Source organism: Synechococcus sp. PCC 7502 (assembly GCF_000317085.1).
Lineage (GTDB): Bacteria > Cyanobacteriota > Cyanobacteriia > Pseudanabaenales > Pseudanabaenaceae > PCC-7502.
Genome location: NC_019702.1, coordinates 711,509 through 735,874, shown reverse-complemented (window position 1 = coordinate 735,874; position 24,366 = coordinate 711,509). Strand labels below are relative to the sequence as shown.

Annotated in this window: 27 protein-coding genes; 16 read left to right on the top strand and 11 right to left on the bottom strand. The window is 40.9% G+C overall.

The features are described from left to right. Positions 1–9 precede the first annotated feature (9 nt). The 7 genes from SYN7502_RS03565 (at position 10) to SYN7502_RS20410 (ending at position 6,398) form a co-directional block, all read left to right on the top strand. On the top strand, positions 10–393 hold the full coding sequence (locus SYN7502_RS03565) for an ACT domain-containing protein (RefSeq protein WP_015167518.1): 384 nt from the start codon (positions 10–12) through the stop codon (positions 391–393). A gap of 4 nt (positions 394–397) precedes the next feature. Next, complete coding sequence (locus SYN7502_RS03560; RefSeq protein WP_015167517.1) at positions 398–1,141, top strand: hypothetical protein; 744 nt, start codon at positions 398–400, stop codon at positions 1,139–1,141. A 69-nt stretch (positions 1,142–1,210) separates the two neighbouring features. Beyond that, positions 1,211–1,285: a biotin carboxylase N-terminal domain-containing protein gene (locus SYN7502_RS21280; RefSeq protein ID WP_144050258.1), complete on the top strand. Its 75-nt coding sequence runs from the start codon at positions 1,211–1,213 to the stop codon at positions 1,283–1,285. Between the two features lie 40 nt (positions 1,286–1,325). Continuing rightward, positions 1,326–1,775 carry a DUF29 domain-containing protein gene (locus tag SYN7502_RS03555; protein WP_015167516.1) on the top strand — a complete coding sequence of 150 codons (450 nt, stop codon included), beginning with the start codon at positions 1,326–1,328 and terminating at the stop codon, positions 1,773–1,775. 55 nt (positions 1,776–1,830) lie between these two features. Then, on the top strand, positions 1,831–5,505 hold the full coding sequence (gene uca / locus SYN7502_RS03550; protein ID WP_015167515.1) for an urea carboxylase: 3,675 nt from the start codon (positions 1,831–1,833) through the stop codon (positions 5,503–5,505). 264 nt (positions 5,506–5,769) lie between these two features. Further along, positions 5,770–5,952 carry a hypothetical protein gene (locus SYN7502_RS03545; RefSeq protein ID WP_041429213.1) on the top strand — a complete coding sequence of 61 codons (183 nt, stop codon included), beginning with the start codon at positions 5,770–5,772 and terminating at the stop codon, positions 5,950–5,952. A 305-nt stretch (positions 5,953–6,257) separates the two neighbouring features. Continuing rightward, complete coding sequence (locus SYN7502_RS20410; RefSeq protein ID WP_210391321.1) at positions 6,258–6,398, top strand: hypothetical protein; 141 nt, start codon at positions 6,258–6,260, stop codon at positions 6,396–6,398. A 115-nt stretch (positions 6,399–6,513) separates the two neighbouring features. On the opposite strand, the gene hemC is transcribed toward SYN7502_RS20410, so the two are convergent. The 5 genes from hemC to SYN7502_RS03515 all read right to left on the bottom strand — a co-directional run bounded on the left by hemC (position 6,514) and on the right by SYN7502_RS03515 (position 11,983). Beyond that, positions 6,514–7,461 carry a hydroxymethylbilane synthase gene (gene hemC / locus SYN7502_RS03535; protein WP_015167514.1) on the bottom strand — a complete coding sequence of 316 codons (948 nt, stop codon included), beginning with the start codon at positions 7,459–7,461 and terminating at the stop codon, positions 6,514–6,516. Positions 7,462–7,573: 112 nt separating this feature from the next. After that, positions 7,574–7,975 (bottom strand): DUF4259 domain-containing protein, encoded by a 402-nt coding sequence (locus SYN7502_RS03530; RefSeq protein ID WP_015167513.1) that lies wholly within the window; start codon positions 7,973–7,975, stop codon positions 7,574–7,576. A gap of 2 nt (positions 7,976–7,977) precedes the next feature. Next, entirely contained in the window at positions 7,978–8,949 is a 972-nt protein-coding gene (locus SYN7502_RS03525; protein WP_015167512.1) for a carbohydrate kinase family protein, read from the bottom strand. Between the two features lie 36 nt (positions 8,950–8,985). Continuing rightward, complete coding sequence (locus SYN7502_RS18075; protein WP_015167511.1) at positions 8,986–10,617, bottom strand: hypothetical protein; 1,632 nt, start codon at positions 10,615–10,617, stop codon at positions 8,986–8,988. Positions 10,618–10,726: 109 nt separating this feature from the next. Beyond that, positions 10,727–11,983 carry a pentapeptide repeat-containing protein gene (locus SYN7502_RS03515; RefSeq protein WP_015167510.1) on the bottom strand — a complete coding sequence of 419 codons (1,257 nt, stop codon included), beginning with the start codon at positions 11,981–11,983 and terminating at the stop codon, positions 10,727–10,729. A 94-nt stretch (positions 11,984–12,077) separates the two neighbouring features. On the opposite strand from SYN7502_RS03515, the gene SYN7502_RS03510 reads away from it, so the two are divergent. The 7 genes from SYN7502_RS03510 to SYN7502_RS03485 all read left to right on the top strand — a co-directional run bounded on the left by SYN7502_RS03510 (position 12,078) and on the right by SYN7502_RS03485 (position 18,120). Further along, on the top strand, positions 12,078–13,382 hold the full coding sequence (locus tag SYN7502_RS03510) for an FGGY-family carbohydrate kinase (protein ID WP_015167509.1): 1,305 nt from the start codon (positions 12,078–12,080) through the stop codon (positions 13,380–13,382). A 21-nt stretch (positions 13,383–13,403) separates the two neighbouring features. Further along, complete coding sequence (locus SYN7502_RS03505) at positions 13,404–14,573, top strand: DUF3095 domain-containing protein (protein WP_015167508.1); 1,170 nt, start codon at positions 13,404–13,406, stop codon at positions 14,571–14,573. A gap of 20 nt (positions 14,574–14,593) precedes the next feature. Beyond that, positions 14,594–15,313, top strand: a complete 720-nt coding sequence (gene lptB, locus SYN7502_RS03500) for an LPS export ABC transporter ATP-binding protein (protein WP_015167507.1) — start codon at positions 14,594–14,596, stop codon at positions 15,311–15,313. Between the two features lie 84 nt (positions 15,314–15,397). Continuing rightward, a complete protein-coding gene (locus SYN7502_RS03495; RefSeq protein WP_015167506.1) occupies positions 15,398–16,585 on the top strand; it encodes an LptF/LptG family permease in 1,188 nt (395 codons plus the stop codon). A 38-nt stretch (positions 16,586–16,623) separates the two neighbouring features. Next, positions 16,624–16,995 carry a hypothetical protein gene (locus tag SYN7502_RS03490; protein ID WP_015167505.1) on the top strand — a complete coding sequence of 124 codons (372 nt, stop codon included), beginning with the start codon at positions 16,624–16,626 and terminating at the stop codon, positions 16,993–16,995. Between the two features lie 4 nt (positions 16,996–16,999). Continuing rightward, the gene (locus SYN7502_RS20060; protein ID WP_015167504.1) at positions 17,000–17,146 is read left to right on the top strand and encodes a hypothetical protein; all 147 of its coding nucleotides are present in this window, start codon (positions 17,000–17,002) and stop codon (positions 17,144–17,146) included. Continuing rightward, a complete protein-coding gene (locus SYN7502_RS03485) occupies positions 17,143–18,120 on the top strand; it encodes an aspartate carbamoyltransferase catalytic subunit (protein WP_015167503.1) in 978 nt (325 codons plus the stop codon). Before SYN7502_RS20060 ends, SYN7502_RS03485 begins: the two co-directional genes overlap by 4 nt. Here SYN7502_RS03485 and SYN7502_RS20055 read toward each other — a convergent pair. The 4 genes from SYN7502_RS20055 to SYN7502_RS03470 all read right to left on the bottom strand — a co-directional run bounded on the left by SYN7502_RS20055 (position 18,113) and on the right by SYN7502_RS03470 (position 21,444). Beyond that, positions 18,113–18,250 (bottom strand): hypothetical protein, encoded by a 138-nt coding sequence (locus SYN7502_RS20055; RefSeq protein ID WP_015167502.1) that lies wholly within the window; start codon positions 18,248–18,250, stop codon positions 18,113–18,115. The genes SYN7502_RS03485 and SYN7502_RS20055 overlap by 8 nt on opposite strands. Positions 18,251–18,273: 23 nt before the next feature. Then, on the bottom strand, positions 18,274–19,260 hold the full coding sequence (locus SYN7502_RS03480) for a ribose-phosphate pyrophosphokinase (protein ID WP_256377886.1): 987 nt from the start codon (positions 19,258–19,260) through the stop codon (positions 18,274–18,276). A gap of 52 nt (positions 19,261–19,312) precedes the next feature. Then, positions 19,313–20,365 carry a cell division protein FtsZ gene (gene ftsZ / locus SYN7502_RS03475; protein WP_371257840.1) on the bottom strand — a complete coding sequence of 351 codons (1,053 nt, stop codon included), beginning with the start codon at positions 20,363–20,365 and terminating at the stop codon, positions 19,313–19,315. A gap of 365 nt (positions 20,366–20,730) precedes the next feature. Then, positions 20,731–21,444, bottom strand: a complete 714-nt coding sequence (locus SYN7502_RS03470; RefSeq protein WP_015167499.1) for a phycocyanobilin:ferredoxin oxidoreductase — start codon at positions 21,442–21,444, stop codon at positions 20,731–20,733. 153 nt (positions 21,445–21,597) lie between these two features. On the opposite strand from SYN7502_RS03470, the gene SYN7502_RS03465 reads away from it, so the two are divergent. After that, positions 21,598–22,236: an RNA polymerase sigma factor gene (locus SYN7502_RS03465; RefSeq protein ID WP_015167498.1), complete on the top strand. Its 639-nt coding sequence runs from the start codon at positions 21,598–21,600 to the stop codon at positions 22,234–22,236. A gap of 48 nt (positions 22,237–22,284) precedes the next feature. Next, on the top strand, positions 22,285–23,196 hold the full coding sequence (locus tag SYN7502_RS03460) for a hypothetical protein (protein ID WP_015167497.1): 912 nt from the start codon (positions 22,285–22,287) through the stop codon (positions 23,194–23,196). Between the two features lie 17 nt (positions 23,197–23,213). Here SYN7502_RS03460 and SYN7502_RS03455 read toward each other — a convergent pair whose 3' ends face one another. Both SYN7502_RS03455 and SYN7502_RS03450 read right to left on the bottom strand, forming a co-directional pair. Continuing rightward, positions 23,214–23,681: a hypothetical protein gene (locus tag SYN7502_RS03455; protein WP_144050165.1), complete on the bottom strand. Its 468-nt coding sequence runs from the start codon at positions 23,679–23,681 to the stop codon at positions 23,214–23,216. 53 nt (positions 23,682–23,734) lie between these two features. Next, positions 23,735–24,283, bottom strand: coding sequence for an Npun_F5560 family protein (locus SYN7502_RS03450; RefSeq protein ID WP_015167496.1), 549 nt, complete (start codon positions 24,281–24,283; stop codon positions 23,735–23,737). Positions 24,284–24,366: the final 83 nt, after the last annotated feature.

The window sequence follows — 24,366 nt, the reverse complement described above, 5'->3', positions numbered from 1 at the left end:
AATACAAAAATGTCTGGTGAAACTAATCTGTCGGTATTATTGAAGTCAATGCAGCCCGTCCTGCGAGATGGTGAGTATGTATTTTGTACCGTTAATCAAAAGTTGGAGGATCTGATCAAATTCAATCCTGTATGCCTATTTCAAGAAGATGAAGGTATAAGTTTAATTCTGCTCCGCCAACATGCTGATAAGGCTGCACTTTCCTATAACTCGGTATTTAGGATGATTACGCTGTCAGTGCATTCTAGTCTGGAAGCCGTAGGATTTATCGCAGCGATCGCCACCAAACTTTCCGAGCATAATATTAGTACTAATCCAGTTTCAGCTTACTACCACGATCATCTATTTGTGCCAGTGGCTCAAGCTGATAAGGCTATGGAGTTATTGCGATAATTTTATGCAAATACAAGAATTAGTTATCCTTACACTTTTATCCGCAACTCTACAACTTAAATACAACACACCAAAAGTTGAAGTCCAAATCCCCGAAAAGCAAACTATCGCTGAAGATCGATTGAAATCATTTAGTCTAGAAGAAATTGGGAAATTAGCTGATACTGAAGATGCCAAATTTTGTAGCGATAGCTCAGATATTTATAAAAAGCTAGCACTAAAAAAAGTCGATCCAATTTTTAGGCCATGTATCTCCAAGTTACTAAAGATGACCAAAGTGCCGCTTATTTTTCCTTCAACAGTACCAATTCCTTCATATCTAAAAGATAGAAAACATTATGCCTACATAGATGCTTATGGAACTAATACTAATAGATATTCTATAGGAATAACTTGGGGGCTATTAGAGCGTTATCAGACAAATGTTGCTTTCTTCAGTGGAGAAAAACTAACTTCCAGTTCGCCTAGTTTAGCTATTCGTTTTAAAAAATCCATATCGGATCTTCGAGGCTTATCTAATCTTGAACCTAGGCGTTATGAAAAATCTTATTCTGAAAGTGGTGCTGTATCACTCACTAAAGGAGTAGACGGCTATTATGTTGCGGGAATTTGTGGAGCAAATTGTCATGGAAATTTCAGCCATGTTTCGTGGGAGCAGAATGGGTATTTATATACGGTTGCAATTAAATTAGGCAAGAAAAAAACTGTTATTGAGATAGCAAATTCTGTAATAAATAATCAGACTTAAATTTTCTAATGGAACCATAACTTTCGCTATCGCCCAAGACTTTCTACTGATAATATCAACTATTCACTTATGTTCTTTAAAATCTTAATTGCTAATCGTGGTGAAATTGCCTGTCAGATAATTCGGACTTGCGATCAGGACTAAACTTAATGTGATAATTATAACAAAGAGGAATTAGGAATATATGCAAACTAATTTATATGAATCAGACTTTTACGCTTGGACAATTGAGCAGACAGAGCTTTTGCAACGAAGAAAGCTAGATCATTTAGACTTTGACAATTTAATAGAGGAGATCACATCTTTGGGTAAGCAGCAACAACAAGAACTTAGAAATCGTTTAGGTCTGCTAATCGGACATCTCTTAAAATGGCAGTATCAATCAGAAAAGCGAACTCGAAGCTGGCAGGTAACAATTCAATTGCAACGACAAGAAATTTATGACCTTTTACAAGACAATCCTAGCTTGAAGTCTTACTTAGATAAAGCATTGCTACAGGGCTTTCGACTGGGATTAGCACAGGTTTTAAGTGAAACACCGATTAGCAAAAAAGTATTACCTGATGTCTGCCCTTATAGCTTAACAGAATTACTTGATTCTAATTTCCCTGACGATATTGGGATAGAGTTTTGAGGGTAAAAGTTATCCTTTTCATATATTCTCATTTTTACCTGACTACTTAATTACTATGTTCTCTAAAATTCTTATTGCTAATCGTGGTGAAATTGCCTGTCGGATTATACGAACATGCGATCGCTTAGGCATATCAACCGTGGCAGTTTATTCTGAGGCGGACACCTATAGTCTGCATGTGTCGATGGCAAGGGAATCAGTAGCGATCGGTGGGGCTTTAGCATCGGAAAGCTATCTACGGTGGGAACGAATCTTAGAGGCGGCAAAACAAACGGGAGCAGAGGCGATTCATCCGGGCTATGGATTTTTGAGTGAGAATGCGGAATTTGCGGAAGCTTGTGCCAGAGAAGGAATTATTTTTATTGCGCCTACTCCAGAACAGATGCGAAGTTTTGGCCTAAAGCATACCGCCCGTGAATTAGCAGAACAAAATCAAGTACCTTTATTACCTGGTACTGGACTTTTAGGTAGTGTAGAAGAAGCACTAACAGCAGCAGAGCAGATTGGTTATCCAGTGATGCTCAAGAGTTCCGCAGGAGGTGGCGGGATTGGGTTACAGCTTTGTCGCAGTCAAGAACAATTGCCGCAACTATATGCTACAGTACAAAGGTTGAGTCAGAATAACTTTAAGCAAAGTGCCATTTATTTAGAGAGATTTGTAGAAACTGCTCGGCATATTGAGGTGCAGATTTTTGGTGATGGTGAAGGTCGAGTTTTAGCATTGGGCGATCGCGATTGTTCGGTGCAACGACGTAACCAAAAAGTGATAGAGGAAACTCCTGCCCCAGAAATTACGCATGAACAACGGCAAGAACTATACGAGGCAGCGTTAAGGCTTGGTCGGTCGGTTAATTATCAATCGGCAGGAACCGTAGAATTTGTGTTTGATTGCGATCGCCAAGAATTCTATTTTTTAGAGGTGAATACCCGTTTGCAAGTCGAGCATGGAGTTACGGAAACGGTCACGGGTGTTGATTTAGTCGAGTGGATGATTAGGCTGGCAGCAGGGGATAGTAGCTTTTTTGACACCTATCAACATTCACCCCAAGGGCATTCGATTCAAGTGCGGATTTATGCTGAAGACCCTACGAAAAACTTTCAGCCTAGTTCGGGGATTTTAACTGATGTGAGATTTCCTGAAGAGATTTTTAATGAAGGTAAAGAGATAAGGTGCGATCGCTGGATTGAAAGAGGAACAGAAGTTACACCTTACTACGATCCTTTGTTGGCAAAATTAATTGTCTATGGAGAGACCAGAACCGAGGCGATCACTCAGATGCAGTCAGCTTTGGCACATAGTCAGATTGCAGGCATAGAAACTAACCTAGATTATTTGCGCCAAATTTTAGCCGATCCGAGGTTTGCGTCAGGAAATCTGAATACCCGCTTTCTCAATTCCTTTGCCTATCTTCCTCAGACCATAGATGTTTTAGCGGCAGGAACCTTTACCACTGTTCAAGACTACCCTGGACGAGTGGGCTATTGGAATATTGGGGTGCCACCTTCGGGGGCAATGGATACCTTAGCTTTACGCTATGGCAATCGCTTAGTGGGAAATATTGAATCAGCAGCAGGTTTAGAATTCACGATCAATGGGGCAACTTTACGATTTAATACAGATACGATTATCTGTCTCACAGGGGCAAGAATGGAGGCGGAAATAGACGGTAATTCTATTCCGTTTTGGCAAGCAATTTCTGTGAGCAGGGGTAGTATTTTAAAGATTAAAGGTATCATCGGCAATGGACTGCGTGCCTATTTAACTGTGCGGAATGGAATTGATGTTCCTGATTATTTAGGCAGTAAATCTACTTTCACTTTAGGTAAATTTGGCGGACATTGTGGCAGAATTTTACGAGTTGGGGATGTGCTCAAACTAAATTCTATTAATAATCCTGATCAGGCGATCGCCCCTTCATCTTTATCTAGCAATCTTATCCCTGTATATCCTGAACATTGGGAAATTGGCGTATTGTACGGTCCCCACGGTGCTCCTGATTTCTTTACCCCTGAAGATATAGAAATGTTCTTTTCCACGGATTGGGAAGTTCACTATAACTCCGCCCGCACTGGCATTCGATTAATTGGACCTAAACCCCAGTGGGCAAGAAAAGATGGGGGTGAAGCAGGTTTACATCCTTCCAATATCCACGATAATGCCTATGCCATCGGAGCGATCGATTTTACTGGCGATATGCCAATTATTCTAGCGGTGGATGGTCCGAGTTTGGGAGGATTCGTTTGTCCCGCCACGATTGCCCTTGGGGAAATATGGAAAATTGGACAACTTAAACCGGGTAATACCGTTCGATTCATTCGCATCACCCACGAACAGGCACTACAACTAAAATCACAACAGGATCAAGAAATTACGACCTTACAAGCCGTAAAGACAAAATCTATTCCACTCTCTTCTCCTTTCCTGAACCTAAATTCTCTAAATACAGAGGCAGTTCTCCATAAGATTGATGGTTCTAATGATCAAATTGCCGTAAAATATCGCCGTTCGGGAGATGATAATATCTTAATTGAATATGGCGAAATGGTACTGGATTTGAATCTGCGGTTTCGGGTTCATGCTTTGATGTCGTGGTTAGAGGCACATCCATTAGCAGGAATTCTGGATTTAACTCCGGGGATTAGATCATTACAAATTCATTACGATCATCGGCTCCTATCCCTTGAACGCCTATTAGAAACTCTGATCAATGCCGAATCTGAACTACCTGCGATCGCTGACATGGAAGTTCCCACTCGAATTGTCTATCTACCTCTATCTTGGGATGATCCTTCAACGCAGTTGGCAATTGAAAAATATGTGCGATCGGTCAATCCTAAAGCTCCTTGGTGTCCTAGCAATATTGAGTTTATTCGCCGCATTAACGGACTGGAAAGCATCGAAGCAGTGCAAGAAATTATCTTTAATGCCAGCTATCTAGTCCTAGGTTTGGGAGATGTTTACTTAGGCGCACCCGTTGCCACTCCCATTGATCCTCGTCACCGCCTAGTGACAACTAAGTATAATCCTGCTCGGACTTGGACTCCTGAAAATGCAGTGGGTATTGGGGGGGCATATATGTGTGTTTATGGCATGGAAGGACCAGGAGGCTATCAGTTTTTTGGGCGCACAATTCAAATGTGGAATACCTATCGCTATGATAGTTCCCAAACTGAAGACTTTGAAGCAGGAAAACCTTGGTTGTTACGCTTCTTTGATCAAATTCGGTTTTATCCAGTGTCTGAGGCAGAATTACTCCAGCATCGTCGGGACTTTATCCACGGCAGATTTAAGTTACGCATTGAACATGAGACTTTTAGCCTGAGTAAATATAATGAATTCCTAGCAGCGATCGCCCCTGAAGCCGCAGCATTTAAAGCTAATCAACAGGCTGCATTTGAGGCAGAGCGAGAACGGTGGATTGCTGATGATCTATTAATGGATGAGAATACTTCTGCTGAAGTGCCATCGGATCAAACAAGTATTGACTTACCACCCAACAGCGAACTAGTGGTATCTCATATTCCTGCAAATGTCTGGCAAATTCTTGTAAAAAAAGGTGAAGAAGTAAAAGTAGGCGATCGCCTTATGATTTTAGAATCGATGAAAATGGAAATGAATATAGTGGCTGATGTGGCAGGAACAGTAATTGATCTTCTTTGCACTGAAGGAGAAATGGTATCCGTGGGGCAGGGATTATGCATAATTCAAGCGACTAATTTAAGCAAATAAATTCTTCAAGACGTTCACTCTAAGTAATCACATTCCTTTGGAGGGAATATTGGGCTAGTAGATAGTAAAGCAAATAAATATTGACCGACAAAACAGTTTGAATAAGCCTTGCCCATAACTTCGTTTCAACTGCCAAATTATCTATGCTCATCTACTAGGTATACTTAAACAATGAGATGAACTTGAGTATAAATGCTATGGACACCACGACAACATTACTAGCAAAATAAGTAGGCTTTCGCCACTGAGATTACATGAGATTACATGAGATTACATGAGATTTTAGATTTTGTGGAATATCTGACTTGGCAAGAAACACATAACCTTAATGAAAGCCAAGAACTAAGCGATCGCCTAATTGATGAACTTGTTACTATTACTGAGGGTATCCCTCTACTATCAGACTATGTGGTAAGCCGTGATGGAATTTATGAAGAGCATCTTTAGGTATGTTGTATTTAGTTGATACTAATATTTTGCTGCGTCTATGTGACCGCAATCATTCTCTTCACGAAACTATTCGCACTGCTATTCGTAATCTACAAACTGATGGGATTAGACTGCAAGTTGCATCACAGAATTGTATTGAGTTTAGAAATGTTGCTACATGACCCTGTGATCGCAATGGGTTTGGTCTAAGTTCTGAACAAGCAGATAAGCTTTTACGACTTGTAGAGCGTCTTTTCCCGATTCTTCCAGATGTTCAAGCTGTTTATCCTGAATGGAGGCGGTTAACTAATACTTTTAAGGTTATGGGCATTCAGGTTCATGATGCTCATCTTGTTGCTGTTATGAAGGTGTATGGAATTACCCATATTCTGACGTTAAATACAGTTGATTTTAATCGATATGCTGGTGAGGGGATAGTCGCTGTTAATCCCGTAGATTTATAGAACCTGTTTGCAATCATTTTAGGCAATTCTGCGTAAGATTAATCGGATTACACAAATTCTAATCTGGAGTTGCGCTCCTGTACCCCCTTACACAAACCCATAAAAGATTTCTGACTTAGCTTCTATTCTCGGCAATAATTACATCTAAAATTGCTTGTGCGCCTTTACCCTTAAGTTGATTAGCTAGTTCAATGCCGATCGCTTCTGCATCTTTAACTCCCCCCGTCACTTCCCCTCTAATTAGGGTTTTTCCATCTAAAGTAGCGATAATACCTTTTAAGGTGAGGGTTTCCGCCTCAATAGCAGTATTTACACCAATCGGAACTTGACAGCCGCCTTCTAATTCGCGTAAAAATGCCCGTTCTGCTAAACATCTTTGGGTGGTTTCCACATCGGCGATCGGGGCAAACAGATTTAAAATTTCCTCATCATTAGTGCGACATTCAATCCCTAAAGCTCCCTGTCCTACGGCATGAAGGGAAATATCTGGGCTAATAATTTCATCAACGCGATCGCCCATACCCAATCGTTCTAATCCCGCCACTGCCAAAATAATGCCATCGTATTCCCCTGCATCAAGCTTTGCTAAACGGGTATTTAAGTTACCACGAATATCCTTAAAACTTAGATGGGGATAGTAATGCCGTAACTGTGCCAACCTCCGTAACGATGAAGTGCCAATGACAGCACCCGCAGGCAGAGAGTCTAACTTGTGGTCTTTGTATTTAGCATTAATGACGAGGGCATCCGCAGGGTTTTCTCGCTTTGTTACTGCACCTAACATTAACCCATCGGGTAAATTTGTCGGTAAATCCTTAAGACTATGGACAGCAAAATCCACTTCTCCCGAGAGCATGGCATCTTCTAGTTCTTTGGTAAATAGCCCTTTATCCCCAATTTTAGATAGTGCCACATCCAGAATTTTATCGCCCTGGGTGTTCATGGTTTGAACTGTAAAGGTGCGATCGCTATATGCTTGTTGGAGTTCTGCCTGTACCCAATGACTTTGGACTAATGCTAGTTGACTTTTGCGGGAACCGATGGTGATGTTGAGCTTGGACATTTTAGATAAATTAAAAGATGAATTAATGGAGAAATTAAACTAATTGATTATTGATAACTGATTAAATAAGCTTTTAAATAGCTGGGTAAATAACTGACTACAAAATTAAAACCTAGGATTTTAAACGTTCCTCTAGGTTACTTACGGCTGTCAGCCACTCATCTAAGCTAGTACTGTTTTGCCATAGGTCTTGGAGTTCAGAATTACTCTTAACTCTGGCGATCGCCTGTAGAGCTAAATCAATTAAATCCGTATCGATCTCATTTTGACTAGCAACCCACTCAGCAATTTCATCGGGTAAATCGGCACTGGGTTGGTGGTTAAGAGCCGCCACAATTTCTGCCGCCGCAATTACAGCCGCATCCTCAGCCAACTCTAAATAGTCATCATTGCCCGCTTCTGCCGCTAAGGTCAAGGTATCAATCACCGCAGTAATACTGGGCTGTGCGATAAACTCGGTGATCCAATCGGCGGAATCATCATTTTCAAAACTATCTACGCCCCAAACGCCCATATTTATATCCTTTCCTTTAAAAAATTTTGTACTTGTAAACCATTGGGTTGAGCAGCGATCGCCCCCATACCCATAGTCGTAATGGCACCAACCGCAGATGCGTATCGGATAATTTCACTACTAATTGGTGGATCGGCAAGCAGATCTAAGTTAATTTGGCAAATTTGATGTAAAAAACCCGCCAAAAAGCTATCACCTGCTCCAGTTGCATCTACAACCTCCACCTTAAAAGCAGAAACCTGCCCAGTATATTCTCCCAGATAATAGCGACATGACTGATCTCCATTGGTCACAATTACACCTTCAAGATGATCGAATTCTTGGGCGATCGCTCTTGGATTAGAAGTTTGATACAGCCACTCTGCCTCCTCTGCGGAAAATTTGACAAAGTCAGCCCGTAAAATTAAGTCATTAATTAGTTTAGGGGCTTGATCGGGATTTGACCAGAATATTGGTCGCCAGTTAACATCAACGATTACTTTTATAAAGTTATCCTCAGCTAAATCTAATGCCCGATGTACTGCCTTTGCCGTCACTGCGGAAGCAAGTCCTAATGTCCCTAACACCAAAAATTCAGCATCTTCAAATAATCTAACAGGTAAATCGGCAGCATTCAGCAAAGCATCGGCAAATACTGTTTTTTGATCATCCAAGCGATTATCCGTTTGAGCCGCAAAGCCTTTAAAGTGGCGATCGCCATTTTGATCAAGCTGCACATAAACTTGCCTTGTAGGAGCGGAGGGGTGAATTTGCACTCCTGATGTATCGACCCCATTATTATTTAGAACTTCTAATAACTCGATTCCGATTTGATCTGTCCCAATACAACCAATAAAAGCCGAAGTTGTACCCAATTTAGCCAAACCACAGGCAACATTTGCAGGTGCACCACCATAATACTTACTGATCTTTTCGCTACTTGGAGATGCAATTTGATCTACTAGGATTTCTCCTAAACATAAAACTTTAGCCATTGGTATTTATCAAAAATTGAATTTACCTAAATCTACCTAATCAAGCTTTGGCTCAGTCTTAGTATTGATTTGGGGATCAATCTCCACATCTGCTTTTACTTCTTCTTTCAAATTAACTTTTAGGTCAGCTTCAGGCTTGGTTTGGGGATCGGTGATAGTAACTTTTTTCTGCCGTGCCTGCTTTAATCTTTCACCTAAATTTAGACTATCCAATCCTTTTGATGGTTTAGGTAATGATTCTGATTCTATGGGTTTAACGGCAGGTTCTGAAGTAGCAGGACTAGAAAGCTCAACAGCAGGTTCAGGCTCAGGGGACTTGGGTGCAATTATAACTGGAGTAACTGGTTTAACTTCCGTAACTGTGGGCTTAGCGATTTGTTCTACAGGTTGGAAATCCTCAGTATCAGTAGGCTCAGAAATTTTCAACTTAGTAATTGGCGTAACTGGAGTTGAAATAACTTCAGGAATAACTACTTTAGGTGTTGGGATAGTTTTAGGAATTTCGGGAAGTTTAACGGGCGTTTCTTTGGCTATAGGAGTTTCAGGCTTGGGTGTACTGAGTTCAAGGGGTTCGATTTTGGGGGCAACTACTTGAGTAGGCTCTTGTGTCGGCTTAGGTACCGTAGGTTCAGATTTAAGCTCCTTGGCTTCAGGTTCCTTAGCTTTTTTAGAGTCATTGGGGAAATAGTTGGGGTCAGCGATCGCTTCAATCCCTTCGATAGTTTCTCCTCTTACTAAGCGAGACAAAGTATCAGTACCACCGGGTTGATAGTTTATTAAATGGGCAGTGCTATTAAACTGATTAGGAACCACATGTCCTGCGGCATCAAGGAACTCTAGTTTGACCCAATTTAAACCAGGGTTTAAGCCCTTAATATAAATCGGTAGCCATTGATCGATATTAAAGCTTTGATTATTAACTGTAACCCGAATTTGCCAGTCCTTAGCTGGGTCTTCATCTAGTAGGGCAGCGTGCAAAGGCGTATTTTTTAAGTAAAAATCTAACATAATTGGCTCAGCCCCATAGTTACCCACAGGACGGCTATAGGTTAGCAATGGTAATTGAGGATTGGGGGTATTTTCACTAGTTTTGGTATAGACATGAAAAGTAGTTTGAGCAAAGGCTCCCTCATTTTTAAAGCTTTCATGCCAAGGACGGGAAGCAAAGGCTCTAATTGTGTGGGTGCCTGCGGTCAGATTCTCAAAGACTACGGGTTGATTCAGATCGTAACTCGCTTTATATTCTTGGTTATCGAGAATGACATGGATATGCGTACCCAAACCTAAATCTGGATTCTTAAAGATTGGTAAGTCCTTAACGTCAAATTTTATGGCAACCTTTGTATCCATAAGTACTTGATCGGATTTGGGTTCTACAATCTTAACCTGAGGCTCGTAGGCATCAAAATATCGACTGAGTTTTTGAATTCCGAGGGGTGGTGAAACTTCCGTAATTGTGATCTTAGTGGGTGCTGGCTTAATGGCATTTAAATTATGCTTAGGTGGGGGAGTAATCTCTGAGCTATTACTACTGCAGGCTCCTAAACTTACCACTAGAGCGATCGCCACTACAGAAACCCATAATCTCCTAGGTGCTTGACCAAGTTCTGCCCAAGATTGCTGTAGCAGTTTTAAGATTTGCCCGAAGAATTTAGCGATCGCTTGCATAAAAATTGTTAATTAATTTACAGTATGCTTCAAATGGCAATATACCCGAAAACTGGAACTCAAAATTTATTGTTAAGAATAGTGAAATTTTTATAGGGAATGCAGTGCATTATGGGCGATCAGTAAGCATCATAAACTGTTGGGTAAATTCACCGGGGGCAAATATGCCAATACTTGGAAGTCGTTGCTCTTGGTTGGCACGCAAGTATATGTAATCACATTCCACATCATCCAACTTAGTCTTAGAATTAACGCTCCAGTCTTCTAAATTTGCCCCTGTCAACATTGCCCCACTAAAATTAGTTGATAAAGCCTGAACTCGGGATAAATTAGCATTGGTAAGGTCACAGTTCGCAAAGTTTGCCATACTTAAATCGGCACTAGTTAAACTCACGGAGGTTAAATTGCAGTCACTGAGGTTTGCTCCGCTGAGGTTTGCTCCCACTAGATCTGCTCCCGTTAAATCTGCTCCCGTTAAATCTGCCCCAATTAAATTGGCACGCCTAAAATCTGCTCTGACAATATTGGCATTAACAAGAGTTGCTCCAATTAAATAGGCACCACTGAGGTCAGCTTCCTTAAGATTAGCATTATTAAAATTGGCACCCACCAAGTTAGCACGGCGTAGATCAGCCTCAGCAAAGTTAGCATTGCTTAAATCAGCCCCAATTAGATCAGACCCACTTAGGTCAACTTCCCTAAAATTAGTGTTACTAAAATTTGCCTCGATCAGATTAGTCCGACTAAAATTAGTGCCAAGGAAATTCGCCTCCTCAAAATTAGCTTGGCTGAGATTAGAACCGCTAAAATCCACACCAGATAGGTCTGCTCTACTAATATCGGCTTCATTGAGGTTGGCACGGCTAATATTTGCCCTTCTTAAATCGGCACGGATCATAATAGCACCCGATAAATCTGAACCCGTAAAATTTGCCATACTCAGATTGGCATCGGTCATATTTGTTCCAACTAAGTTAGTGCGGCTTAAATCTGCTTCAGCTAAAATTGCTCCTTCCAAAGTTGCTCGTCGTAAATCGGCGCCAATTAAGTCGGCGGTACTAAGATTTGCTCCCCGTAAATCTGCCCCTGACAGGTTAACTCGGCGTAAATCGGCTTCACTGAGGTTAGTATTACTGAAATTGGTCTCACCAAAGGTTGCCCGCCGTAGTTTAGCTCTGCTGAGGTCTGCCCCTGAAAAATTTGCTTTTTGTAAGTCTGTACCTGCAAAGTCAACTTCACTCAGATTAGCTCCTGTAAAATCACAATCGGAAAGGTCTAGGTCTTGAATATGGGGATGGGATTGTCGCCACAGATTCCAAGTTGCTACACCCTTGTGAATGAGGGCAAGATGTTCTTCATTTGCCATAATCAATAATCCTGTGATTCTCTGTAACTAAGTTTGTCATGATTTGGTAGAAAATGATAAATGGAGTTATTAAGATCTCACAGGAATATTTGGCATGTATTTAGGGATAGATTTTGGTACTTCGGGGGTAAGGGCGATCGCCATTAATAATGACCAAAGTATAGTCGCTGAAACTAGAACCAGTTATGAAATTAATAATATTCAAAGTTGGGAGTTAGCACTAAAAGCTGTAATTAGTCAAATCCCTATAGAAGTTAGACAAAAGCTGCAAGCGATCGCTATTGATGGTACTTCTTCTACGGTGCTAATTTGTAATTCCTTGGGACAAGCAATTTATCCAACTTTACTTTACAATGACACACGAGGTAGTGAGGTCTTAGCAGAATTAAGAGCGATCGCTCCAGTGGGGAATATTACGATTAGTTCCACATCGAGTCTAGTAAAGCTGTTATGGCTAGTTAAAAATTTAGACTTTAATCTAAACTTTAAAGAGCAAAATTATTATTTTCTTCATCAGGCAGATTGGCTATCTTATCTACTGCACGGACAACTGGGAATTAGTGACTACCACAATGCTCTAAAGCTGGGCTATGATCCCCAAAATTTACAATATCCCGATTGGCTCCAAGGTTTAGAAATTAGTCTGAAAACTAGTCTGCAAATTAGCAAGTTATTACCAGAAGTTTTAATCCCCGGTCAAGCGATCACCAAAATTCAACCAGCAACTGCTACTAAGTGGGAAATTAATCCCCAATGTTTAATCTGTGCGGGTACAACCGATAGTACTGCCTCATTTATTGCCAGTGGTGCCAAATCTGTGGGTGAAGCTGTAACTTCGTTAGGTTCCACTTTAGTATTAAAAATCCTTAGTCCCAAGCCGATCACAAATTCTGATTATGGTATCTATAGTCATCGCTTCGGGAATTTATGGTTAGTTGGCGGGGCATCAAATTCTGGCGGGGCAGTTCTAAAGCAGTTTTTTACTGATGCCGAATTAGCAAGTCTCAGCCTAGATATTGTCAGCAATAGCGATTTACTCAATGATTTACAAAATAATCCTAAAACTAATCTGAATTACTATCCATTGCCTCAAATGGGCGAAAGGTTTCCCATTAATGATCCCCAAATGCTGCCAAGGATCACACCCCGCCCTGCCAGTAATCATGAATTTCTCTATGGTTTACTCGATGGGATTGCCAAGATTGAAGGAGATGGCTATCAACTTTTGCAAGAACTTGGTGCATCTGCTCCGACAAAAATATTGACCACGGGTGGAGGTGCCAATAATTCGCTATGGACGGTAATTCGCCAAAAGTATCTGGATACCGAAATAATTAAACCTCAGCATAATCAAGCAGCCTATGGTAGTGCGATCTTAGCCTTAAGGGGTGTAAGGTAATAAACTCAAAAGTGTAAAAATATGACATCAGACTTACAGGAAAGCTTTTACAGTGACTTACCCTATATCCATGAGTTTATCGACATTACAGAGTTGGCTAATTTTGCGTCAATGCCGTCTAGTTGGTTCATTATTATTACTGATATTGTCAACTCCACTATCCTGATAGAAACGGGACATTATAAAAATGTGAACTTAGTGGGTGCCTGTACAATTGTGGCAATGTTAAATATTGCTGATCCTATTGACATCCCCTTTGTATTTGGTGGCGATGGAGCCTCGATCTTAATTCCTGCAAACCTATTGGTATCGGCGCAGAATGCCTTGATTAACATCCAAAATCTAGTCAAAGACAGTTTTGCCATTGATCTAAGGGTAGGAATTATTCCCGTTGCCAAAGTTATGCGTGAACATGAAATTAGGGTTGCAAAGTTGCAAGTTTCACCCAACTATAGTCAAGCCATTTTCAAAGGTGGGGGATTAACCTATGCTACACGCTTAGTCAAGGATTCAGATACCTATCAACTCAAACATCACAGCAGTGATGGAGTGACAAATTTTGCAGGCTTAGAATGTCGTTGGCAGGATATTAATGGTAGGCATGGTGAGATTTTGAGTTTAATTGTGCAAGCTACTACCGCAAATCAATCCCAATCGGATCAGGTATATAAACGGGTAATTACAAAAATTAGTAAAATTTATGGAGCAGAGCATAAACTTAACCCTGTGAGTCCTGAGCGATTAAATCTGAGTTTTAGTCCAAAGCAACTATCCTCGGAAACCAAAGCCAAATCAAAAAAAACTAGTTGGCTAGGTCGGCAGTCTTATCTATTAAAAATTACCCTTGAGAACTTATTGGCATGGATTGTGATCAAACTTAAGCTCAAAACTACGGATATTGATTGGGGTGATTATAAAAATATAGTTACAGATGCCACTGATTACCGCAAGTTTGATGATTTATTAAGGATGGTGATTTCTAGTACTACAGCGCAAAGGAAACAACTGCTAAATTATTTGGAGACAGAATATGTGAATGGTAGATTAGTGTATGGGTTTCATGTTTCTGATCGGGCGTTGATGACTTGTTTAGTATTTGAGCGCAATGGTCGGCAGGTACATTTTATCGATGGAGCTGATGGGGGCTATGCTTATGCTGCTAAGGTAATGAAGGCAAAGTTTAAGGTATAAATAGGCATAAAAATAAAAAAATGAAGATCGCCCTTGACAATGTTAGTAAGGTTTATGGTCAACGCCAAGTCTTACATCAAGTTAGTTTTAATGTTGATCAAGGGGAAATCGTAGGTTTATTAGGTCCCAATGGAGCGGGGAAAACCACCAGCTTTTATATCACGACTGGTTTGGTTCAACCAGATCAGGGAAGAGTATTTTTGGGCGATCGCAATATTACCGACCTCCCGATTCATCAACGGGCAAGACTGGGCATGGCATATTTGGCACAGGAACCAACTATTTTTCAGAACTTATCCGTGCGTGATAATTTGTTATTAGTGATGGAACAAGCTCATATTCCCCTGCGCCAAAGACAAGCTGAAATTAATTTACTATTAGAGGAATTTAGACTGACATCTGTAGCCAATAGTAAAGGCATTCAACTTTCAGGCGGAGAAAGACGTAGAGCCGAGATTGCCAGAGCCTTAGCGATTCATCCTAAGTTTTTACTACTAGATGAGCCATTCGCTGGCATTGATCCAATTATTGTGGCGGAAATTCAAGAAATTATCTCCAAACTGAGCGATCGCAATATTGGCATACTAATTACAGATCACAATGTTCGGGAAACCCTAGCAATTACTGATCGGTCATATATCCTTAGAGATGGAGAAATTTTAGCTGCAGGTACCAGCAAACAACTTGCCAGTAATCCTGAAGTTCGCAAATACTACTTAGGTGAAAACTTTCAGTTTTAAACTTCAGGTTTAAGGGTTTATCCCAAACTACTCATTATTAATATTAGTATTCATATAAAATTCTATAAACTTTTGTGCTAGATAATGGCAAGCGTAACTAAATCAACTCGTACCAAAATTAAGTCATCAAGCCATAGGCACTGGGTTCCCTATATTTCGATCATGGATCGCTACTTAAGTAATGAAATGGTAGCTCCATTTTTATTTGGAGTTGGGGCTTTTTCCTCGATCGCCCTTGTGATTGGTTCACTATTTGAGTTAGTACGGTTAATTACCGATGCAGGTTTAGGTATTGTGACGGCACTTCAGATTTTTGCCTTGCAGCTACCCCAATTCATGATGTATTCCTTTCCGATGTCCGTGTTACTGGGCACTCTTATTTCCTATAGTCGGCTTTCTACGGATGGCGAAACTACAGCTTTAAGAAGTTCGGGTGTAAGCCCCTATCGTTTAGTGGTTCCAGCCCTTGTCCTCAGTTTGTTTATTTCGGGGATGACTTTTTTATTTAGTGAAGTGGTGGTGCCATCTGCCAATTGGCAAGCTAAAACTATTTTAAAGTCTGCCTTAAAACAAGATAATCCCCAGTTTAAGAGCAAGGATATTTTTTACCAGCAGTATGGGGAAGTTATCCAACCTAATGGAGGTAAAGAGCAAAGTTTAATTCGCAGTTTTTATGCCCGTCGCTTTGATGGCACTAAGATGTTAGGGTTGACGATCCTAGACTTTTCCCAAGGTACTTTACAGCAGGTCTTATCAGCAGAATCCGCCGTTTGGCTACCCGATCGCAATGTCTGGGATTTAGAAAATGGTACGACCTATTTAATTGGTACCGATGGTTCCTATCGCAGCATTTTGAGATTTGATCGCCAACAACTAAGATTACCCCGTGCGCCCTTGGATTTGGCAAATGAGCAGCGTAATTCCGCTGAAATGAATATTAGTGAATTGGCAAACCATATTGAGCTAGTCAGAGCATCAGGTAATTACAAGGAGGTAAAAAAACTAGAGGTAAGCCTCCAGCAAAAGTATGCCTTACCCTTTATTTGTGTGGTTTTTGCTATGGTTGGTTCCCCTTTGGGTATGCGTCCGCAACGAACCAGTGCTGCGAGGGGATTTGGGTTAAGTATTTTGATTATCTTTGGCTACTATTTGTTGCTATTTATCTGTGGAGCCTTGGGGCAGGTGGAAATTTTAAGTGCGATCGCAGCAGCTTGGTTGCCTAATTTAATTGGTTTAGGGGCAGGACTATTTTTACTTAGTCGGGTTCAGTAAAACTGCTATAAAATGTTGAGACTATAAAGTTTGTTTCTATGCCTCGACCGCTACCTAAATTCAAGATTAATCTGCAAGAAGGTTCCGTTGATATTAATTTTTCGCCCGAGTCTGCCCGTGAGTTGCGATCGCACATTAATCAACTGATGGAAAGACTGCGACTAGTGGCGGTAAAGCCCAGTGGGGATGTAGCAAAAACCAAATCATCTCCCCAACCCAATCTGGAATATCAACATACGGGCGAGGTATTTTTAGAAATTTTCTGTAATCCTAATATTTGGGCTAATCCCTATGCCGCCAAAGTTTTAATTACCCTTAGGGATGATCGGATTAGACTTACCACAGAGGCTGAGTTGAGCCGTTTAATTGAAGATATAAACCAATACCTAGAACAACACACTGATTTCTAAACCTATGCAATTCTTCCGTCAGTACATTGCTCCCATAATTATTTTTGTGATTTTTATCTTTACCCTAGTTCTAGTAACATCTCGCACCTTTTTACCCAGTGATATGGTTCTGCCTGCGCCAGTAGGAGTGATTATTAATTTAACTGAATGAGTACAAGAACTTGGCGACATGTAATTTCCTTAGAGGATTTTACGGTATCTGATTATGAATTGGTAATCCAAACAGCTTGCTCCTTTAGGGAAGTTTTATCTCGGCGCAACAAAAAAGTTCCAACTCTCCAAGGTAAGGTCGTTGCTAATTTATTTTTTGAGCCATCTACCCGCACTCGCAACAGCTTTGAGTTAGCAGCAAAACGACTTTCAGCAGACACGTTAAATTTTGCCCCGGGTAGTTCTTCTTTATCTAAAGGTGAAACGATCTTAGATACTGCCCGCACATTTCTGGCAATGGGTACCGATATTATGGTGATTCGGCATCAAGCTTCAGGAGTACCACTAGCGATCGCTCAGGATATGGATAAACTAAGTGGTAATGTGGGAGTCTTAAATGCAGGTGATGGCAAACATGAGCATCCCAGTCAGGCTTTACTCGATTTATTTACATTAACTAGTTACTTAAACCTGGGATATCCATCCGTCCATGATCTAAAAGGCAAAAAAATTCTGATTGTTGGCGATATACTCCATTCCCGCGTTGCCCGTTCTAATCTTTATTGCTTGGTTACCTTGGGGGCTGATGTGCATTTAGTCGCTCCCCCAACTTTACTACCTGCAGATTTTAGTAGCTATGGGGTAACTATTCATCACACCCTAGCACCCGCTTTAGAAGATGCGGATTTCATTATGACTTTACGCCTGCAAACTGAGCGCATGGGGCAGTTTCTAGTACCTAGCCTACGGGAATATCATACTCAATTTGGCATTAACCGCGATCGCCTAGTTAAATGCTCCCCTAAAGTACAAGTTCTTCACCCTGGACCAGTGAACCGAGGCGTAGAAATTAGTTCAGATTTGATGGATGATCCCCGCCTGAGCCTAATTGATAAACAGGTAACCAATGGCGTTGCTACCCGCATGAGCCTACTTTATCTAATGGGCGCATCCAGTGGTGAACGAATTATTTAGTTCGATTAATAAAATCTTTTTGATATTTTAAGAACTTACTATGCCATTCCTGAAAGCGGCGATCGCCATCCCGAACTAACATCTGTCGATAATGCTCCGAGGAAATATATTTAGGTTTGGGTTTAGTCATAACTCTAGAATGGCAAGGTTAAATTAACGAAACATACTACTTACGGAAGTATCTTCATGTACCCGCCAAATTGTTTCGCCAATTAAGTTAGCTACGGATAAAACTTTAAGCTGTGGGAATTGAGCATCCGAAGGAATCGTATTCGTGACAATTACTTCTTCAAATAAACCTCCCGATAGCCGCTCGATCGCTGGGGGCGAAAATACCGCATGGGTAGCACAGGCATAAACTTGGCGCGCACCTTCTTTTCTGAGAATTTTAGCACCCTCATGAATAGTCCCCGCCGTATCAATCATATCATCGACTAATACTGCTGTTTTCCCCGCCACATCACCGACAACATTCATGACCTCAGCCACATTATGGGTTTGACGACGTTTATCAATAATTGCGATCGGAGCATCATTTAGCTTTTTAGCAAATGCCCTAGCTCTAGCCACCCCACCTACGTCTGGAGAAACCACAACAATATCAGGTAAATTCTTACTCAAAAGGTAATCAAATAAAACCGGTGAACCATAAACATGATCGCAGGGAATATCAAAATATCCTTGAATTTGGGCTGAGTGCAAATCCATGGCAATAATCCGATCCGCCCCAGACTTGACAATTAAGTTTGCCACCAATTTGGCAGTAATAGATTCTCTACCTGCGGTTTTGCGATCGGCACGGGCATAGCCATAGTAGGGCATGACTGCAGTGATCTGACGGGCAGAGGCACGACGACAGGCATCAATCATAATTAACAACTCGGTTAAATTATCATTAACTGAGCGGCAAGTAGGCTGAATTAAGTAAACATCACAACCACGGATAGATTCTTGTACCTGGACATAGATTTCTCCATCGGCAAAGGTTTTACGCACCATTGGACCAAGTCCCATTCCTAAGTACCGAGCTACTTCTTGAGCTAATGGAATATTTGCAGAACCAGCAAATAGCCTGAGCCGATCATCTGTTCCTGCAACAGGGATAAATCTTGATTGATACTTAGCCTTAGTTGATTGAATCACCTTATATAAATCCAGATAATTATTATTTAATATCTTAACTGCATATTAGCTAAGAGCGATTAGGACGACGGCGTTGCAAAAAGTCGGGAATATCCAAACTAGGCTTAGTATTTTTCGCATCAAATCCACCTAAAGTCGAAGACCTGCGGTACGTTGAACCATCAGGGTTATTACTAAATCCTGTGGCTATAACGGTAATTCTTACTTCCCCTGCCATTTTTTCGTCGATTACTGCCCCAAATATGATGTTGGCATTGGGATCAACCACTTCATAAATAATTTCGGCAGCAGCATTAACTTCGTGAAGAGTAAGGTCAGAGCCACCAGTAATATTGAACACCACACCATTTGCGCCCTCAATGGAAGATTCTAGTAACGGTGAGGAAATTGCTGTCATCGCTGCCTCCCTTGCCCGAGACTTACCAGAACCGATACCAATACCTAGTAATGCAGAACCTGCATCTGCCATCACTGCTCGAATATCGGCAAAGTCCACATTAACTAACCCAGGGATAGTAATCATGTCTGATATACCCTGTACGCCTTGGCGCAGAATGTCATCAGCAACTCGAAAAGCCTCTTGGATTGGGGTTTGTTCTGCTGTGACCGATAGTAATTTATTGTTGGGAATAATAATTAAAGTATCAACTCGGCTTTGCAGCGCGTCTATGCCTTCTTCAGCCTGCTGAAGTCTTCTTCTTCCTTCAAAGGTAAAGGGTCTAGTCACAATCCCAACGGTTAATGCCCCTGCTTCTTTGGCAATTTCTGCAATTACTGGAGCAGCACCAGTCCCAGTTCCACCACCCATTCCCGCAGTAATAAATACTAGGTCGGCTCCTTCGAGGGCATGGGCAATTTCGGCTCTTGATTCCTCTGCTGCCTTTTGTCCGATCGCAGGGTTGCCACCAGCACCAAGCCCTTTAGTAATTTTTTGCCCAATTTGAAAGCGTTTGGGTGAGCTAGATTGCAGTAAAGCTTGAGCATCAGTGTTAAGTGACCAAAACTCAACGCCACTAATTTCACTGGCAATCATACGGTTGACTGCATTGCCACCACCACCGCCAACACCAATCACTTTAATTTTAGCTGCGCTACTAAGCATGATATTTTCAGTTTCGGAATCGGGTAATACCTGCTGCCTTGTACTGGTGATAGTGTTATTACGGGATGGAGTGACTTGGCGACGGGTAATTTGTTCGGCATCTGCTGCCAAAGCTGCTTTCTCATCTCGAGAGCTATGATTGCCTAGCTCTAAAACATTATCTTTAATCATTGTGACTACGGCAGTATGTTAGTGGTGGTAATGCTGCTTTAATATTAAGCTTAACTAAATATTAAATCTAATTAAGTTTTTCTGTTCAACTAAATATAAACTATCTAGTCAAGGTTTGCCAAACAGTCTTGAGGGTGCTGTCTCAATTATTTTTTAATTTTTATGAACTCAAATATAAATTTATAGAAATTGAGTTAGACCACATCAAATAAAACTGTGTTCATATAGCGGTCAGCCCATTCTTTCCCAAAGGCTTTTTCGAGAATGCGTCGAGTTTTATCATTTTGTTGCTGCTGCTGACAGTAATGGCGGTGACGATCTTGAATGATGGTTTTGATCTCTTCTGAAACAGACTCTAATTCAGAAGCAACCGTACAAACTTGGGTGCAGTATTTTTCGAGGGTTTGCAAAAATAAATTTTCTTCTAGCTGCCCTTGAGGTCGGACAAATATACAAAATTCTGAAAAAATATTTTTCCCCCATGCAGGTAGTTCTCGAGGCTGGCTAAACTGGGGTTGGGATGCTTGCCATGCTCTAATTGGCTCACTGATGGTGTCAGGAATAGTTACTGTAGGTGAAATATCCACGATCGCTGCACTAATTCCCGCTTTACCACCAATTAAATCTGCTCCAAATATTGGTAAAGGATAGTTAAATTGAGGATACATAACACAGTGAAGAATATCGAGATTGCTACCGACTTGTGCTAGCTCGATGTGGAGTTTGCGAAATTGGGGAGCTTGATAACAGCGATTTTGGATTGTTAGTCTTTCTCCTTCCAGTTTGCCTTCCACATAGCCCAGGTCTGCGGGCATTTCATAGTCGGAGATATTTAGATATTGGTGCCAGATTGCTTCAATGCGATCGCTAAGTTGGATGATTAGGGGGTGAAAGTTAGAATTTTCCATAGCTTAAGCTTACTTATTAAAATTATTGAATTAAGTTATTTAATCTATTATTTGATCAATGGGTATGTGAATATAGCCTAATCTGGTGCAAATTTGCCTGCCTGTTTATTGGATTAGATTTATGATTAAAGTTAGTAATTTGGTTCGATATATATGGTGTTTAAACCTATAGAAACTAATCATCCATTGGTTAAGCCTCTTATTGGAAAAACAGATCAAGAACTTCTGACTTCATTTCGGGCAGAGCCACAGTCGGGGAAATATTTAGTCTTAATTTTTTGTCGATATGGACAGATTATTTATACCTTGACCCATGATGTAGAGCGATCGCCCATAGAGGCAGATTATTTATTTGTACAGGTATGGAAGCGAATTTTTCAAGAGCTAAGGTTAATTGATCTAGAAATTAGTAACTCTTTGCAAAGCTTTCTGACAGACATTGCCGCCGTGGTAATTAACGAATTTGATCGCAACAATATTAAAAACATTAAAACCGCCACTAAAAATAACAACGTAATGGACTATAACCCAGCTTTGACTTCCCCGCCATTTTTATGGTATCTGGATCAAGCATTAGCAGCATTACCAAAGGATTTACGGTTAGTGCTAGTTTTATCCCAGACCTTTGATTGGAGTTCCAGTCGCATTGCTGCCTATTTACGCTCCGAGGGGGAGGGGTATCAAGTTAAAGATATTGAGGCATTGATTGCTAGGGCAAGTTTGGCGATTACAGAACTTTTACCACAGGATATTCAAGAAATTTATCTATTATCAGGTATGGTCAAAGCCTAAGCTTTTCAGAATCATTAGAAGTTTTATTATAAATTTTTTTATGAAGCTATGACATCAGTAAATCCTATATTAAAGACAGCTCTTGCTGGTTTAGAGCTTAATCTTGATCAAGAACTAGCCAGATATAAAGGTGAAGCTAGTTTAACTAACATTCATCCAAATACAGTTGCAAACTCAGATTTCAACTTATATTTAGAACCAGATTCAGAGCCAAATACGCAAAATTTAGATTTATCCTACTTGGACGATCAACAACCAACGGGTTTAGAAAATACCCTAGATGAAGAGTTTCAAGACCTAATCACTACAGAGTTTACAGACATATTCCCCAGATCAGAATTAGAAGATCAATATCAGCAAAATTCTCCAGAATATTCTCAAGAATCGCCAGAATCAACATTTAAGTTGCTCAGTCCTGTGGGAATTATCTCTATGATCCTACTGCTGATTTCCAGTGCAACCATTGGTTATCTGTGGGTTGATCCTTCGGGACTAAATCGGTTAATTAAACCAGCAAAAGATGATACTAAATCTAGTACGATTCAAAACCTAGAGTTATTCCCTCCTGAAGCTAAAAATAGTTCTGAAAAAATAGAGCAACTGCCCTTTGTGGATTTTGCTGTTACTAAATCCCAAGATGCCCAGAGAATATCCGCACAAGTTTTACGCCCCTTAATGCCGCTAATTCCACCAACGACTGGTCGGTCATTTGAGCCACCAATTCGAGTCGAACCTGAAGTCAAAGTCCAGAAAAAAGCTAAAAAAGTAGAACCTGTTGTGCCAGCGATCGCCAAAACCGCACCTGTGGATAATCTGGATCAAATTGAACTAGCTTTACCTGAGTCTCGACCTCAATCTAGTGTGGCAACTAAGCCGACTGCTACCCCAATCACATCACCAAAGTTAAATCCGCCTGTTACTCCTGAATCGAAACCTGAAGTTATTGAGTCACCAAACTGAATTATCAAACCAAGTAATTATTTGGCTTTAATCACCAGATCGTAGATAGGCTGGTTAGTCGTACAAAGAAGATGGCACTCGTATAAATTTGGTTCTTGCACTCCGACAGAAGCGATCGCAGGTTGATCGGGAAATGGGATTAGGCGATCAAATAAAAACTTCCCATCATTCTCAACCTCATTTTCAAATAGAGGAACTATATCAAACTGGAGTAAATAAACCGCAGGAGGAGCGTTGAGATAATCTAGGAGTTTAAATCCTAAGCGGTATAGAGGCTGCCTGTGGCGATCGGGTAAATGATAGGGCTGATGGTATTGATTAGGGGCAACTTGAGTGATCACCTCACCATAGATAGTACCTCTAGCTGTACACACTAAGGGAAGCCAGAAATTTCCTGTAGTTGTGAAATTAAAGCCAAATCTTTGGTTTACAAGGTCTCTGAGTTTGCTGAGTTCGGCACAGGTTGCCATTATGTCTTTAGTCATGTTTGCGAAATCATATAAAATCACACCTATAAAGCATACTTAATTAAGTCCAGTTAATCATCGCCAAAGGTTGGTAAAGACAGACCTGATGTTTGAATTTCTGGAACTTCAATGCGTTGTGGTGGAGTACTATGGGCAAGGCGATGGCTAAGATTTTGGACTTCAGAATTTAGTTGGCTATTTTGTTTTTGCAGTTCTTCAACTTTGGATTTGACTGGTTCCATCCGCTCAGAAAATTTATTACCATAGACGGCGGGTAAGTTCTCTATTTTATGTTGCAAGTCTTGGGAGCGAGCATTTGACTCAGCTAGGGCATGGCGCAGTTCTTGGATTTGCTGATCTCGTTCTTTGAGTAAAAGTTGGCTGAGGATAAGTTGCTCTTCGGCATTAGCGAGTTTATGGTTAAGCGATCGCATTTCCTCGGCATGTTGATCAGTTAAAGCCTGATTGGGCAGAAAGGCAATATTACCCTTAACAAGGCGCAGTATCTCCTCTGATAGCTGTTGAACAAGGAGGTCTCGTTGCTGTAACTCCTGTTGAAGTCGATTATTTTCCTCTCGCAAGGTTTCCATGGGGCTAACTTTGAACTCGTTATCGGTCATAGTTTAGCATTAGCTAGGTGATCCTTCACATTTGCTATGGGCTATTAGTGTATTCTGGGAGACATTCTTGCTTTCAGTTTTTG